Source organism: Acinetobacter sp. GFQ9D191M (assembly GCF_011174875.1).
In the GTDB taxonomy this organism is placed as follows: Bacteria; Pseudomonadota; Gammaproteobacteria; order Pseudomonadales; family Moraxellaceae; genus Acinetobacter.
Map to the genome: position 1 here is coordinate 1 of NZ_JAALGV010000081.1, position 14959 is coordinate 14959.

9 protein-coding genes are annotated in these 14959 nt (G+C 41.9%); 1 reads left to right on the top strand and 8 read right to left on the bottom strand.

Annotated features, from left to right (window positions below; all coding sequences use genetic code 11):
• The 6 genes from G5T77_RS12365 to G5T77_RS12390 form a co-directional block, all read right to left on the bottom strand.
• Window positions 1-967, bottom strand: a 967-nt coding sequence (locus tag G5T77_RS12365; RefSeq protein ID WP_166137064.1) for a hypothetical protein, incomplete at its 3' end; no start/stop codon positions are given.
• A complete protein-coding gene (gene pglX, locus G5T77_RS12370; RefSeq protein WP_166137067.1) occupies window positions 964-4494 on the bottom strand; it encodes a BREX-1 system adenine-specific DNA-methyltransferase PglX in 3531 nt (1176 codons plus the stop codon). The genes pglX and G5T77_RS12365, both read right to left, overlap by 4 nt.
• Window positions 4495-4540: 46 nt before the next feature.
• Entirely contained in the window at window positions 4541-8221 is a 3681-nt protein-coding gene (gene brxC, locus G5T77_RS12375; RefSeq protein ID WP_166137070.1) for a BREX system P-loop protein BrxC, read from the bottom strand.
• A gap of 41 nt (window positions 8222-8262) precedes the next feature.
• Entirely contained in the window at window positions 8263-8838 is a 576-nt protein-coding gene (locus G5T77_RS12380; RefSeq protein WP_002010699.1) for a DUF1788 domain-containing protein, read from the bottom strand.
• 16 nt (window positions 8839-8854) lie between these two features.
• Window positions 8855-9466, bottom strand: a complete 612-nt coding sequence (locus G5T77_RS12385; protein ID WP_166137073.1) for a DUF1819 family protein — start codon at window positions 9464-9466, stop codon at window positions 8855-8857.
• A 10-nt stretch (window positions 9467-9476) separates the two neighbouring features.
• Entirely contained in the window at window positions 9477-10343 is an 867-nt protein-coding gene (locus G5T77_RS12390) for a WYL domain-containing protein (protein WP_127800373.1), read from the bottom strand.
• A 208-nt stretch (window positions 10344-10551) separates the two neighbouring features.
• Here G5T77_RS12390 and G5T77_RS12395 point away from each other — a divergent pair, with 208 nt between their 5' ends.
• Window positions 10552-10881 (top strand): DUF4236 domain-containing protein, encoded by a 330-nt coding sequence (locus G5T77_RS12395; protein WP_000506885.1) that lies wholly within the window; start codon window positions 10552-10554, stop codon window positions 10879-10881.
• A 272-nt stretch (window positions 10882-11153) separates the two neighbouring features.
• Here the strand turns inward: G5T77_RS12395 and G5T77_RS12400 are convergent, their stop codons facing one another.
• Window positions 11154-12386 (bottom strand): ATP-binding protein, encoded by a 1233-nt coding sequence (locus G5T77_RS12400; protein ID WP_005021600.1) that lies wholly within the window; start codon window positions 12384-12386, stop codon window positions 11154-11156.
• 539 nt (window positions 12387-12925) lie between these two features.
• Window positions 12926-14581, bottom strand: a complete 1656-nt coding sequence (locus tag G5T77_RS12405) for an HNH endonuclease signature motif containing protein (protein WP_166137076.1) — start codon at window positions 14579-14581, stop codon at window positions 12926-12928.
• Between the last annotated feature and the right edge of the window lie 378 nt (window positions 14582-14959).

The following is a 14959-nucleotide window of genomic DNA, read 5'->3' on the forward strand; positions in this document are numbered from 1 at the left end:
CTGTGAAATTTGTCGTGTACAAAGTTGAATCTGTTAATTCAGTTTTCCTTTGCTTAAACGTTTCAAACAGAGATGCACCAACTTCTCTACCTATTAGATCGTCTAGATATTGATTCCGTTGTTCAAAGTATGCTTGTTTGCTCTCTACAAAGGTAAGCTTAGATTTAAAATCCTGTTTAAGAGTTTCAAAATCATTTTTTTGTTCTAAAATATTTTGCTCTAAGTTCTCAAAAGTCGTTTTTAACGTTTGTAATTGTGCACGTGTCTCGATCAACAGTTGATCTGAATCCGCTTTTTTCTCTTCAGATGCCTGTAATAAAGAATTTATTTTTTCAATTAAGACCGCAGCCTGACTCTGCAGATTAGTAATTTCTGATGAGTGATTTCGACTCGCAGTTACTAACGCCTCTATTTCACTTAATTCACTTCTTTTTACAGAAGTAAAAGAATCCAAATCATCTTTGCTAGTTTCTAGTACTTTCAACAAAGTCTCTAATCGTTGTGATGTGGCTTCTAGATGAGTAGAGACTAACTCGATACGTTCTTTATCTTGCTGAACAGAGACTTCCGAACTTCGAAAATATTTCCGTTTACTTTTCTCCCAAAACCCATTTATTGCTTGGTAATGAATTAAACGATTAAGATGTAAAACCGCAGCAGGGAAATTTCGATTATTAATATTTTGTAAATAACCAGCTAGATCTTGATTTAAATCTGCACCACCATATTCATTTTGAAATTGATAACTATATGGTAAAGCTTTAGCAAATACGGTATCGATCTCTTCTTTGAATTGGTTAAAAACCTTATTAGATGCACTGAGAAATTCTTGTGCTGTATATTCACCAATCTGAACATTGCTTAGGTCTGATATATGAGCATGCTGTTGAGCAAGAATATTTGAAAGCCCGAGTGCGTAATAAGCTTCAATATGTATCTTTACCTGATCAATTTGAGCTTTATTCATTCTGTTTTATCACCCGTCACTGCTTTCACTTCAGCCAACAAGTCCCCAAACTTGCCGTAGTTTACTTTCACCCCATCATCCAGATCTAAGCTAATACGCTGATCGGCATAATGACGCAGTTTTTCCTCAAAGCTACTGAGTTCAGCCTGTTGCTTATGCAAGTCTTGCAGTTTTTTCTCTATACGTTTGATTTCAGCCGCAGAGTCACTGCTTTCTTTTGCTGTTTCCAGAGAATTAGCATAAGCAGCCATTTTGGAAATCAGCGGCATCACATATTCGGTACGCATACGTGCCAAAGTACTTTCGTTATAGCGGTGCAAGTACACCAACGCCTGGAAAGCGCCTTGCTTACCACTGCTAAATAACCAGTAGATTGGACGCTTTTTATAGGTCTGCATGTGGTCTTTATAGAACTTGCTGGCGAGGTAACGGCGAATAGTGTCTTCAGCCGTTTCACTGGCTTTCTTATCCAAGCTTTCTGCTAGCCACTGCATATTGGCATCCAGTGTGTCTTTGCCCCAAACCGCAGTTAAGAACTCTTGAATACGATGTGTGGCATCATCTTCGAACCAGTGCATTTCAGTCAATGGAATAATACCGTCCGCATCGGCTGGGAATGTTCTATAACGACTGGCATCAAAGTTTTGATTACCTGCATGGGCATAGATCAGACCTGGTTCATCTAGGCTATGACGTCCCATCATGCAACCAAGTGCATAAGAGATTAAACGCTGGCTGTCTTTTTCACGGTTGGCACGGGTAAGGGTAATTTGCTCGTCTGGTACATCGGGTGTCAATTCATCCTGTAAGCCATAAGCGTCAATAAACAGCTTGTTGTTTTCTTCTTCCAAACGTTTCATTTCAACCACGGCAGTAGCATTTTGCTGTTGCCATGTATTAAAGGCTTGTTCTAGGTTTGGTTGTTGAGTACGAATAATTGGGTTTTGAGTAAAGTCCCATGAGGTTTCGTATGAATCCCAATCATTCTTAGAAATATAAATTAACTTTTTTACCACTTGATTAGTTGTATCTGCATTCCAACATACGGGTAAAGGAAAATTATTAGCATCCTTTAATGTAAAATGCATTGTTGGATTCATTAAATCAACTAAAGCATTACAAATTTTTGTATTTAGTAGGCCTACAAAGAAATATATTCCATATTTTTCATCATTAAATATTGATGGACCAGTGGTATCAAAAATAAATCCGTTTGGAATATATCTTCCAGCTGTCATACCACTAGTAATATCACTCCAAGTAGCTGACTCTTTAAAATAATACTCTTGATTTTTTAATCTTCCACCAGGTCTGATTTTATTTAACTCATCAGTAAACTGTCTTAACTCTTCACCATTATTTTTCCAGTTTACTACAAAGTCATTATTCCCATACCATCTTCTAAATCTCCCCCCCTTATTATGTGGGTACCATTTTTCTTCTCTTACTTTTGATTCCTCCAAACTCATACAATTATCAGAGAAATTTTTAATTGAAATTTCATGCCATAATCTTAAGAAACGTTCATTATCACATGTCGCCATACCTTGCTTTGCATCAGCATAGTCTCGTAATTTTTTTTCTTTAAAAATAGTTGTAAGATTTTTGCTTACCCAATAAGCAATAGGACTTCCAGGAATTTTCTTAAAATCATCTGGTTTTGCTGTTTTTAGTCGTTCATTTTGTACAGGGAATTGTTTGGGGATGCCAAATTCATTTACATCATCATTTTCACAATAAGAAAAACTACCTGCATAATTACTAATATGGTTATTTAGCATGATGGTAGCAGCCGTACCAAAGGCAATTCCCATTACCCCATTGCCCATATGCACCATACAAGACAAAGTCCGATCCTGTAGCAACTTTTCACGCATTGCTTCATAAGAGGACAGGAACATCCAGCTTTGCATAGTGACCATGCTATTAAAACCGCTGTCCTTACACCAATCGAAACCACGTTCAATAAACATGGCAAATAGGTCTGACTTGCTGTTAGGGAATTTTTTCTTCGCAAAATCTTTAAGTGCTGGATTCATCCCCTTACCACCCATATACGGTGGATTCGCAATTACAGCATCATATTGTTTAGCTAAGATTTTTGCTTGCTGTACTAGTGGTAATAGCTCTTGTGCTGACTGCTGCGAAAAAATATCCCCTGACGCTGCTGCTGTATTCAGCTTGCTTTCTAAATCAGGTAGTTTTTTAGCGAATGCTTGAGGAATTTGAATCAACGAACCAAAGGTCGAAGCATGTTCAAATAGGTCTAATAATTCTTTTAAATCTGCCTGTGCAACACCGGTACTAGCCAAGTCCTGACTGAATGCATCTAAACGTTCCGGCTGACTATCTTGCAGTGCAATAATATTCAGCTTTGGTGGATTGTTAAATAAACGGCGGTCATCCTCACGGGCTTTCATCAACAGCGCAAAACTGGAGAGCTGTGCCGCACGGGTATCAATATCAATCCCGTACAGGTTGTTTTCCAGAATCAAACGTGGAATATCGCGGCTGCGGTAACCCCGTTCCAAATAAATCGCTTTTAGGCAATCGTAGGCTTCCACCAGAATATGCCCCGAACCACAGGCAGGATCCAGCACCGTAATGCTTTCAGGGTTTAAGGTATCGCCATCTTCACTGATACGAACATCAATCAGCTGTTTTAACTGTGCATTGACTTCATCACTTTGTTCCGCTGGCTGAATATAGTATTCCCATTCACTGGCCAGGGTACTTTCTGGCTGTGCCATCAGCCATAAACGACCGACACTGTTCTGTACCAAATATTTTACAATCCAGTTTGGCGTGAAGAGTTGTGTCGCGGCAGGAATATCCTCACTTTTGACGACTTTACCAATCACCTGGTCTTTCTTTTCAGAAATATAGAACTGATACAGCCAGCCAATGATCTGCACATCCGACCAGTCTTCTTCAGGAATGCTGCTGACCAGATCACGAATCAAGGAGTCGGTTTTGGTCAGGTTATCCGGTAATAACAGTTCAGATTCATCAGACACCTGTTCGAACAGGAGTGGCATGACCTGATTCAACGCATGACACTGCGCCAGTAACAGTTCCCGATACAGCTCTTCGTCTTTATTGCCATCCAGCTTGAGTTCAGCCACACGGCTGGCATCTAAACCTGGTAGGTCAATATCCAGACATTCTTCCAGAAGCTGTGGCAAGCCTGCACTACCATCTGCACTACTCAGTACACGGCGACCATGATCCAGTAAGCCTTTGCATTCCATATAGCGGATGGCACAGAGACGGTTAAACCAACTGTAAGCGATATAATCAATCGTCTGCTCAAAGCTAGTTGCTTGAATACGTTTGATCAGCTTATCACGTGGTTTCATGACGGATAGCGGAAAAACCTGATCGCCAATCAGCAGCAAGTCGCCTTTCTGTTCTGCCGGTAAAATGCTGTCTGCGGTGATGCCATATTTGGCCGCTTGCTTGCGCATGGCTGCGATAAAATCGTTACGTGCTTGCGGTGCGTATTTTTTAATATTACTGGTATTCATCTTTAAACCTTTAATTAATGACTGATGCCGATATCCCTAACCCAAGTTAGCGGATACGCACACGCTTTTTATCACTCACAATTTTTTTCAATTCAGCTTTGAGTGCGTCTACAAACTGATCCACTGATTCTTCTGTTTCCAGGTAGACACTGCTAGAGGTTTTGTTGTAAATGCTGGCGACATCAACTTCTACTACCGGTTTCGGTGGCACCACGACGATCGCGGGCTTTACCGGAGTCGCAGCAGGTGCTGATGTTTCTGGGCTGGCGGTGGTTGCTGAGCTCGCTACGCTCTCTGCTTTGCTCTGAGCCAGTTGTGCCGCTTTGGCCTGACGCTGAATTTCAGCCTGAACTTCTCGCTCCAGCTCATACAAGGCTTCATCAAAACGCTCGACGGCAGTTTGGGTTTGCAGCATATAGATGGTGGACAGGCTAGTTTCCACTTCAATATCCGCTTTGAGCAGTTGTAGTGGGCGTAATAGCTTGTTACTCAGCTCAGCGGTAGCAATGCCACTATTTTTAATCTCGGCTTCCAGCTGCTTGATCTTGTCATCAATGTGTTCTATCGCCCGATTGCGCTTTTCAGTCAGCAATTGTTCATTGACGCTTTCCACTGTGCGAACCAAATCAGCCACTTTATTTAACAGGCCATAGGGCGATTCGAGGGTGGCAATACGGTGTAATTCAGAGAGGGCTTTTTTTGCCACCTCATCACTGCCCAATGCCTGTTTATTTTTCTCAAAATGACGTAGAGCCTGCTGCAGTTGCTGCCAGCTTGGCATCTGATTGCTGAAGAACTCATGAATATCACGGTAGTCTTCTTCCAGATCCAGATAGTCGTCCTTGTTATCAACCACCGCTTTAAAGAAATCGAAGCTGTCGCTATTGGCCAGCAAGCGTTCTAAAGTCAGAATCGACCGCTCAATGACTTTCTTGCCAGGGAATTGCCCGACATCGGTTTTGCTCTTATACGACTTAAAGTTGGCTAACCAGGTCTTAAAGTTTTGGGTATAGAACTCAAACAGCTCTTTTTCTGTCGCTGGTCCCATGGCCGAGAATAGGTCTTGGGTCAGTTGGCGTGCCTGTTTCAACACCTGATCATCAGTCTGGCGCTTTTTAATAATGGAAACATCACGGCGACGGCGACTGTTTTGTAAAGGCTCAAAGGCCTCTTTCAGCTGCAAGCTGCCGCCATTTAACTGCAGTGAAATCCGCCCCATTGCCGCCAGCTGACCCACCAGCAGTAAAATCTCGGCATCCGGCCAGCCATAAGGACGTTTGGCAAAACGATCCACCACATCCGAGACCAGAATACGCTCTGTACCAGTGGCCCGTAGTGCAATGTACTGCTCTACTTCCTGTAGGGCTTTCGGATTGCTCTGCCCGCCATCCAGAGACAATCCGAGCTGCGCCATATCATCCACAGTCAAGACGGCGTTCAGTTCACGCCAGGCATCCTGCTGATAGACCTGCAGATAGCTCAGTTTGGTATAAGTGTTTTCCAGCAAATAACGACAAGCCTCATCCAGCTTGGTGGTTGGACTTGAAGATGAAAGTTGTAGATGTTGACCCAAGGCATAACTTTCCGCGTCCAGCAACATTTCTTCGACCCGGACACGCAGACGTTTTTTACGCTCCTGATTCTCACGGCCACGGTCTGCCAGAATACGGCTGATATCGGACTGAGTGCCATCATCATTTAACCGAATAAATTTATTGGTTTTCAGCCAGGTGCGCAGTTCATTAAAGAACTGTTTATCGTCTGCCAGTTTAAACAGCACTTGTCCTTCGGCCTGAGTACTTTTACCAATACAGTAAGCTTCAGTATAGAGGTTGTATTCAGTATCCAGTGGAGAAATGATTTCGACTTTCAAATCACTCTCATACTTGCCATCTAAGCTATGGCTATCCAGAAAACGACCAATCTGATAGTCCATCTTGTTGGCTTGATGGCGGTATTTGTTCTGATCGCGCAGTAAATCTTTAAAGATCAGGTTGGCTAACTCTTTATTTTCTTCTGAAGCTGCTAAGTCAGTGGCTTTAATTTTTCGGGTGATATCGCGTTCTTCATTGGTCAGGAACAGGAACTCATCGCCATTCCTCGTAATCAGGCTCTCTTTTTCCAAACGCTGCAGGCTCTCTTCAATCCGCTTGCGCAATGCCAGCTTATCTTCATCAATTTTCTCAATCGACAAAGTCACCAGGTTATCCAGCGTACCTTTGATGATATCGACATAGCGGATCATGAACAGGGTACGCAGCATCTGCACATCAAAACCATCCAGGGTCTTATTCTGCCCTGCCTGGTCGATGGTACGCTTCACTGCTGTATCCAGAAATCCTTCCACTGAAGTATAGAAGCGGTGGAAAGGAACCAGGGCACCGACTTCATCTGTAGCAATCGCATTGGCGGCCATCTGGAAGGCATCCAGCATGGATCGCTCACCATAGGCCAGGTGTGCACCGGTCGCACCGACCTTACGGATTTCTTCAAAAACTTTCTGCACCAGCTGGAAATGGTACGGCGCAAAAGGATAGTTATGGATAAAGCTGTCTGGACCCTCATAGTTCTTGAGTGTTGGGCCTGAACGGTCAAAGGTGATCTGGTTTTTTAAGATATCGCCCTTTTGCTCAAACACTGATCTGAGCAGTGCTTCAGCTTCCGGGGTTTTACGTAATAAACGTTTCTGGATGACTTCATCGGTATTTGAACTGGACAGTGATAACCGGGTTTTAAAACGTCCAGCAATCTTGGAGAAGTCATTGGCTTTGGAAGAAGACATCTCACCTAGAACCGCGTCGATGTCTGCCTGTGAGGTGACGATAATCCAAGCGCGGCCTTTACAGATCGTACCCAGGTTTTCAGTAATGGTTTGCAGTGTCAGCATCAAGCGGGTATCGCTGCCAATAAACTGCCCCACTTCATCGACCAAGAACAACATGCGTTGCTGGGGTCCTTTGCTGTCCAGGTATTCTTTCACCCACTGACAGAAGTTTTCAACCGAAACACTAAAGGTCTGCTCAGAATCCTCAAACCATTTATGCGCAGCTTCTGCTGATAAGTTGAGGGCTTGGGAAATTGCGGTTTCGACATCATCCTGATAGAACTGATAGCCGTCACGTTCTTCTAGCCAAGACATGCCGCTAGATTCTTCAAAAGCCTGTTTAAAGCGCTCATACACCCCTTTCTGGCTCAGGTGACGTTCCATATGTGCAATATGTGGATGGTCAGCACTAAAACCCTGATACTCGTTAAACACGCGTAAAAACACATTCAGAATCGGATTGCCGTCATCATTTGAACTGGCTTTACTGTCGATGTTAAATAGGATGACATCGGCATGATGGCTAACGGCCTTGCCAATATCCGCACGGATAAACGCATCACGGATTTTGCTTTCATCAAAGAATTCTGCAGCACTGCGTTCGTTACCTTCCGCGTCACGTGCCACTTTATTGGCCAGAATATACGACAAGGTTTTCAGGAAATGTGATTTACCTGAACCAAAGAAGCCTGAAATCCACACACCGACACGATTGGCAATCGAAGGATCGCTTAGATCTGTGCCATAAGACTGGAAAAAGTCACGAAAATGCTTTTCCAGCTCATTGGTGACCACGTATTCATCGAGTTCCTGGTATACCGTGGTATTGTCATTCTGGTCTGCCTTGACCACCCCGTTAATCGCACGATCTAATGGCTTGTAAAAAAGTTCTTTAATGTTCATCTCAATCCATTCCCCCGAATTCTTATTTCTATTTGCCGTGTTTAAGGCACTAATCTGAATGCTCTGTAGTAATTGTTGCTTGGAATTTTTCCAAATAAACTCATCGCTTGACCGTCGTAATAACCAGGATAAAACAGCACTACGGGCTTATGCCCCAGTAACGAATGCAAACTGTTCAATAAGTGATGGGCACGTAACAGTGGCCAAACCGACCCTACCCCAGTCATCAACACAATATCTTGCGCATTGGTGGCATATTTACTCACCAGATAAGGCGCGAACTTATCCATATGCAGTGGGCCCTTTAAGGCTTTGAGCAGCGCTTCATCGCCTTTGGCTTTTTGCATTTGAATGGCTTTATCGATGAAGTTACGCTCAGCCAGATAATCCACCACGGCTTGCAGCAGGTTGATATTCACCACCTTCAGCTGACTGTGTTTTTTCTCCAGCATCCCATCTAGAAAATGCAGATATTCGCGCACTTTCAACTCATCTTCAGGTGCATAATCAAAAATCCAGAAGCCAATTTCATTGCCCAGTCCTTGCCCGGTGAGAAACTCGGTGGAAAGAATTCGCTCTGGAATCTGGTTCAGACGCTCATGTATTGTTTGACTCATTGCTGCCCCTCTACAACTAACGCGTCCATACCGACACTTCCATAGATCTTTTAATGCGTTGTTTATAATGTTCTTCCAACAGGCTACGCAGCTCTGCTCTGACGATCACGCGCTGCAACTCCAGCTTACGGGTACTTTTTAAGTAACCGGCTTCTGCCAGCATGCGAAACACCACCTGCCCCATTTTTTTCTTGCTGGACTCTTTCCAATCACAGATATCCGGATCACGTTGTGAGCGTTCATCCAAAAAATCTGACCAGATATAACTGTCCAAGTGTTGCGCCTGGGAGATATAGGCATCCCTCATCACCGTTTCCATAAACTCAAGCAGCAACAGGTTGCGTTCCAGTGCGCCACAAAAAGCCACCTGGGTCGCCAGCTCATCATCCCCATCTCGCAAAGCTTTCCAGAAATCAGGCTCTAAGCGCTCCAGACGCTTACGAATAGCGGTGGCATTGCGTTGAGCTGAGGCTGCGGTTCTTTTTTGCAGAATATTGTCAACCTGAATGGCCTGATGCCATTGTTCTGGAGTCGCCTCTCGTAATAACAGATCAGCGATCAGCCGGCTTTCACGCACCATCAGTGAGCCACCAATCAGGTCACTGTCATAATGAAATTGCTCTAACATGGCCAATCTCCTATGACGCCTGATCAAACAGATAAGACGATAGCTTTTCGATATCTGAACCTTGTAACACTAAGGGATATTTCAAGGCATCTTCCGCCTCGGCCAGCGTGATCGCGGCCTGATACCGCTGCAAGGTATAGTGAGCCAGGGCTTTTTTCACTGGAATCTGTAATCTGCCATCAGGCATGCCGAAGTCTTTTTCGACCAACGCTTTTTGAGCTTCATTCAATTTTGGATTAGGGATCAGCGTCAGTACAATTTCTTCATGCCATTGCTGATCCTGAGCAGGGTCTACTGAGTCAATCGCCACCACAACAGGTGTGCGATCAATTCTGGAGAGTAAAAAGTCCTTAAACTGCTTGCTCTGATGGCAATAGGCACGGACATGCCAGCGAAAACCGGTATACACCAGGGTATGTGGGGAAATCATGCGTTCATGCCACTGTGGATTATGCATGGAGGCATAAATCATTTTTAAAGTACTTTGGTTGCGGCAGGCACGCAAAACTTCCCGAATCACTTCAGGACGTACACTGCGATCAGGTAATTGAACTGCTGCAAGATTCGGTTCTGGCATCGCAATCAGGGCATGCGATTCACTGACCAAGCCCGAGAGCATATTGAGATATTCATTGATATGCGCTGTAGTCAGTACAGGCTGGAAGCTGGCTTTAGGCACATAACCCTTGACTGAGGGGTCATGAATCAGGGCATCGGGGTTATATAGGGTATTATAGCGCTTGATATCCGCAGAAGCCTGCTGTCGACTCAGTCCAAACCAACTCATCAAACGATTGGTAACCAAACGACCTTCCCAGTAAGCAAGCAGCTCGATGGCTCGCATTCGTAGCAGGACTTCATGCTTATCTGTCGTCATATACCAATCAGTCAATAAATAGTAGTTTTAAGATTACCCTACAGCAAATATACAGTAAAGATTTTTGACGGTATTTTAAGGTAGTATTGCAATCACCAGATAAAAAATATACTAGTATCCTGATGATAGCCGTCAAAGTACGATCTCTAGCAGATCATGGATCCTGGTATAGCGCGTGAATTGAGCTAAGTTTTAGAATGAGAGCAATATGGGTTTTAGATTTCGTAAAAGTATTAAATTATTCCCGGGTTTTAAAATTAATCTGACCCATAAAGGCATCAGCAGTGCCAGCATTGGCAAACCTGGTGCTTCTCTAAATATTGGGAAAAAAGGTACGCGAACCAGTGTCGGCATTCCAGGTACGGGACTATCTTACTCTAAACACCAGCCTTACTCTAAAAAGACCCGTGTTCCACAACCGACATCGCTAGAACACACGGAATATAATCCTCAGAATTTAGAACAACCGAAGACAAAGATCTGGCCTTGGATTATTTTTGGAATATTGTGTTTTATGGTGGGTGCCGTCATTTTTTAGCAAGAACCGCATTGTATTTTAATCAAAAAAAAATGCCCAGATGGATGAATGGGCAAACTAAGGAATTAATATCCTTCAGAAACTCCAGCGCAATTCTCGCTACTTTCAGTAAGCGACTCTGGCTCAATCATGATAGTCTGACTCAATCGAGTCGAGGTAAATCGATCCATCACAATTGGAGCAGAAATTATGCTTGAATACATTCTTGAATGATGCTGAAAAGTCTTTGATTTTTAATTAATAAATAAGAGTATCCATGTCTACCCTCAACTTTACTTATTTTCAGATAGCAACCAATCGAGAGCACTCATTTTTACAATACCATTATAATTCGCTTCAGTCCCTATCGTGTCTAAGGTAAGCAAATACTTGGGATACGAATCAGAAATTTTCTGTAATGGACGTAACTCTCGGCTGAGTGTCTCCTCATTGAGCGTTTCTAATGCCACCTGATAATAAGTTAAATTCTGTAAAGTATCGACAGCAACAAAATCTATTTCATATTCATCAACCCGCCCTACATAGACCGTATAACCTCGTCTGACAAGCTCAAGATAAATCACATTTTCTAAGATATGACCTTGATCAGCATTAGCATCAGGCAACATAATCCGGCGCAATCCGACATCAACTAAATAGTATTTTTCAGAGGATTGTAATAACTCACGCCCGCGTACTTTAAATTGTGCGGCACTATAAAATAACAAACTGTCCTGTAAGCCCTGAATATAGCGTTTTACTGTTTCAAATGAAATCTTAACCCCACTTGAAACAAAGGTATTTTTAATTTTATTGATGGAAATAGGTGAGCCTGTCACGCTTGCCAAATATCTTGCGACTCGCTCGAGAGAGTTAATATCAGCAGTATTCAAACGAGGAATAACATCTTTAAACATTACACTGGCATAGACCGCTTGCAAGTAATCATAGGTTTCCTGCTGACTAGTCATGGCAAGCGTATAGGGGAAACTACTGTGCGTGTACATAGCATACAAATCACGATTGGATAATTGTTGGATGATCGGATTATTTTCAATATGCCACTGTTTAAATTCTTGGAATGAAAGGGGTAAAACATGTTGCTCTATATAGCGTCCTGTGAGTAAAGTCGCAAGTTCTCCACTCAGAAAGAATGCGTTTGAACCTGTAATATATAAATCGATATAATCTCGAACATATAAAGAGTCGACTACTTTTTCAAAATTAGTAACATGTTGTATTTCATCTAAAAAAACATAGTTTTTTTTACTTTTATCAACTTTGGACAATACATAATCATGTAGTTTACGGTAATCGGTGAGTTCTTCAAATTCCATAAATTCGAAGTTGATGGCAATGATGTTTTCGGCTTGTACACCCTGTGCTTTTAGGTCTTGTTGAAACATCGCCAATAAGGTGGATTTTCCAGAGCGACGCACACCTGAAAGTACTTTAATGACATCACGGTCTTGCCATGTATTCAGAAATTTTAAGTAGCCATCACGTCGAATATTAGCGCTTCTCATTATTTACACTTAGAATCTAAAGTTTTAATAAATTCTATCAAATTTTAGAACGTATATGTAAATATATTTAATTTTAGAAAAAGTTTAAAGTTTAAGTGAAACATTCAAAACTACTGTTGAAGTATGCAAACAGCAGATTTGATGAAAATCCAAATTCTGTCTTTTTGATTATTTTCCATGTCATGTTATGTCATTGATGCTGCGACTTAACTGCTATATAAATTAAGTGAAAAGTAAAAGGAATTAATATGTTAACTAGAGTGGAACTCATTTTTGTTGTGCTGATGGTCTCAGCCTTAATCCTCATTGCTTATGAAATGCTAAAAGGTTTATTTTAGAGCATCTATACAATTTTTGATCAAAAAAAAAGCCCACAGAGGGAATCTATGGGCGAAACTAAGGACCTTGACGGTCATTCAGAAACTACAGCTAGCTTCTGGTTGTGATTCTGGACTGAATTAAAAATAACCACATTGGCTGAATATATCAAAAGTTAAATCATTGATACATTTTAGAAAATTAATTCACACCTCTGCTGATCAATACAGTAATTCACCAAACAAATCCGCTCTAATCTCTTCCAGACTCAGATCTGATTTCATTCTATTACAGATGGGATGAACCAGCAGACCATTCTCTAGAACACCTTGCCCACCTACGGCTTTGGCAATCCGATGATCCGATTCAGTAGAATCAAGATAGATCAATCCATCACAAATGAGGCAAAAGTTATGATTACCCACCAGAAAATTGTGCTTAAGCAGACTCTTGGTTAATGCCGAAAAGGCCTTGGGCTTTGACCGAGAAATTGGACTAATCGACTCCACATATCCCACCACATGCTTGACGACTGCATCATCATAACCACCCAAAAATCTTTCGACATAAAACTCGTTAAAGTTTATGTACTTGAAGGCCTTAGACATGGACAGAATAAAGGTATTCAGGCATTCCTCATCATCAAAATCAACTTCCATTTCCAAGCTTAAGCAAATAAAGGCTTTATAGACAATTTGTAGCCGATCATAGCCCTTGATACCACTGCCGAACTTGCCGACCGTTTCAGTGGTCGCCACGGGGAAATTAGCAATCAAGAACTCAATACTACGGCGTACCCGGGTGAAGTCTTTGAAACTAATCGTTCGATGATGAATCTGCATGCGGCTTTCATGAATTTCATACACAATTGAAAACCATGCAAGAAAAGAAGTAATCTGAAAACGCTGGTCCTTATAAAAATATAAGTATGGATGAAAGCCCAAACTCGGAACCCCAGTATTTTTTACAGGCGTCGCTATTCTGCAAAGAATGGTCAACAGATGCGACATCAGGTTTTCAACGCGTTCCCCCTGATTCAGACTCATAATATTATGAATCTGATCACCCGCAATGATATTCATCAACTCATTGACCAAGCCAATTTTTTTGCCATGACTCATTTCATTGTCTAATAAAATGGTCGAAAAAAGGAGCTGGTGGATCCTCTCCCCTAACTCAATCAACTCATTTAAACGTGTATATTGGAGCTCTTCTAGGTTAGATTTATTGTCATTGATATAACAACAGGCATAGATCGCATAATACGCGTCACTACCGCGATTTCTTAGGTGATATTCCTCATATTTATCTAAACGTTTAGTATCTGAGTTAATCGATTGAAATACCCGTCGCGCATCTTCCGGAGTTCCCAGTACCTGCCTGAAACTGATTTTAATATCGCCTAATTTCGATTTTTTTTCTGCAAATTCGGCATCAGTACAAATTTTTTGAAAATCAGCAAGATCTCCTAAATAATTGCGGAGGTAACGAATATCTTGTTTTTGTTGATCATTGAAATTAGGTGCTTGAGGGACTTGCTCATCCGCAAAATATCTATTGATCCATGCATAAATACAGGAAAGACGATGTGCCCCATCAATAATGTAAATATTGCCGTGTATATCTTTCCAATACAAAATGCATAAATTGATGTTTTGATCTTCTGTGCAATCCTCAATAAAGTTTGCAATTTCTTGCACATTCCAACATTCCGTAGAACGCTGGTTATCCGCTTTAAATAAACATTTGATGATGGAATGTTTTTCAAAATCAGTCAGTGCTACTTCAAAATTGTCACGCTGCATTGAAGGTGACATTTCTTCTGGCAACATAACTTTACGCTGAATAATATTGGTCAATAATCGTGTTGGACCCATTTTTATTTTCTCCAGACAACACTGTCAGACTTTCGCTCAAGTACGAAATTTGAAAGTGTATATAGTTCGATTTGGTTAAAGCGATGAATTAAATGACCGTCAATATTCAGTCAGCGCTAACAAAAGAAACCTAAGAGAAATGGGTACTTTTAAAATGATATTTTTCATATTGTAATCTCGTTGATCAATGTGAAATTTGCCAACATCTTTTCCACGAGATGGTGGCAAACCAAATAGGGGTGGAAATACCGCTCAACGAAACGGCCAGTCATAGACTGCCCTACTTGGCCTGCCATAAAGCATTGCCATGCAGACACAAAAGAGCCACTAAAAGTGACTCTTTAGCACGTTGAGATGCGGGTTTCCACGCCCGATTAC

Bases quoted from the DNA above. Each gene is read 5' to 3' on its own strand.
- pglX (WP_166137067.1), bottom strand. From the start codon at position 4,494: ATGAATACCAGTAATATTAAAAAATACGCACCGCAAGCACGTAACGAT.
- brxC (WP_166137070.1), bottom strand. From the start codon at position 8,221: ATGAACATTAAAGAACTTTTTTACAAGCCATTAGATCGTGCGATTAAC.
- G5T77_RS12380 (WP_002010699.1), bottom strand. From the start codon at position 8,838: ATGAGTCAAACAATACATGAGCGTCTGAACCAGATTCCAGAGCGAATT.
- G5T77_RS12385 (WP_166137073.1), bottom strand. From the start codon at position 9,466: ATGTTAGAGCAATTTCATTATGACAGTGACCTGATTGGTGGCTCACTG.
- G5T77_RS12390 (WP_127800373.1), bottom strand. From the start codon at position 10,343: ATGACGACAGATAAGCATGAAGTCCTGCTACGAATGCGAGCCATCGAG.
- G5T77_RS12395 (WP_000506885.1), top strand. From the start codon at position 10,552: ATGGGTTTTAGATTTCGTAAAAGTATTAAATTATTCCCGGGTTTTAAA.
- G5T77_RS12400 (WP_005021600.1), bottom strand. From the start codon at position 12,386: ATGAGAAGCGCTAATATTCGACGTGATGGCTACTTAAAATTTCTGAAT.
- G5T77_RS12405 (WP_166137076.1), bottom strand. From the start codon at position 14,581: ATGGGTCCAACACGATTATTGACCAATATTATTCAGCGTAAAGTTATG.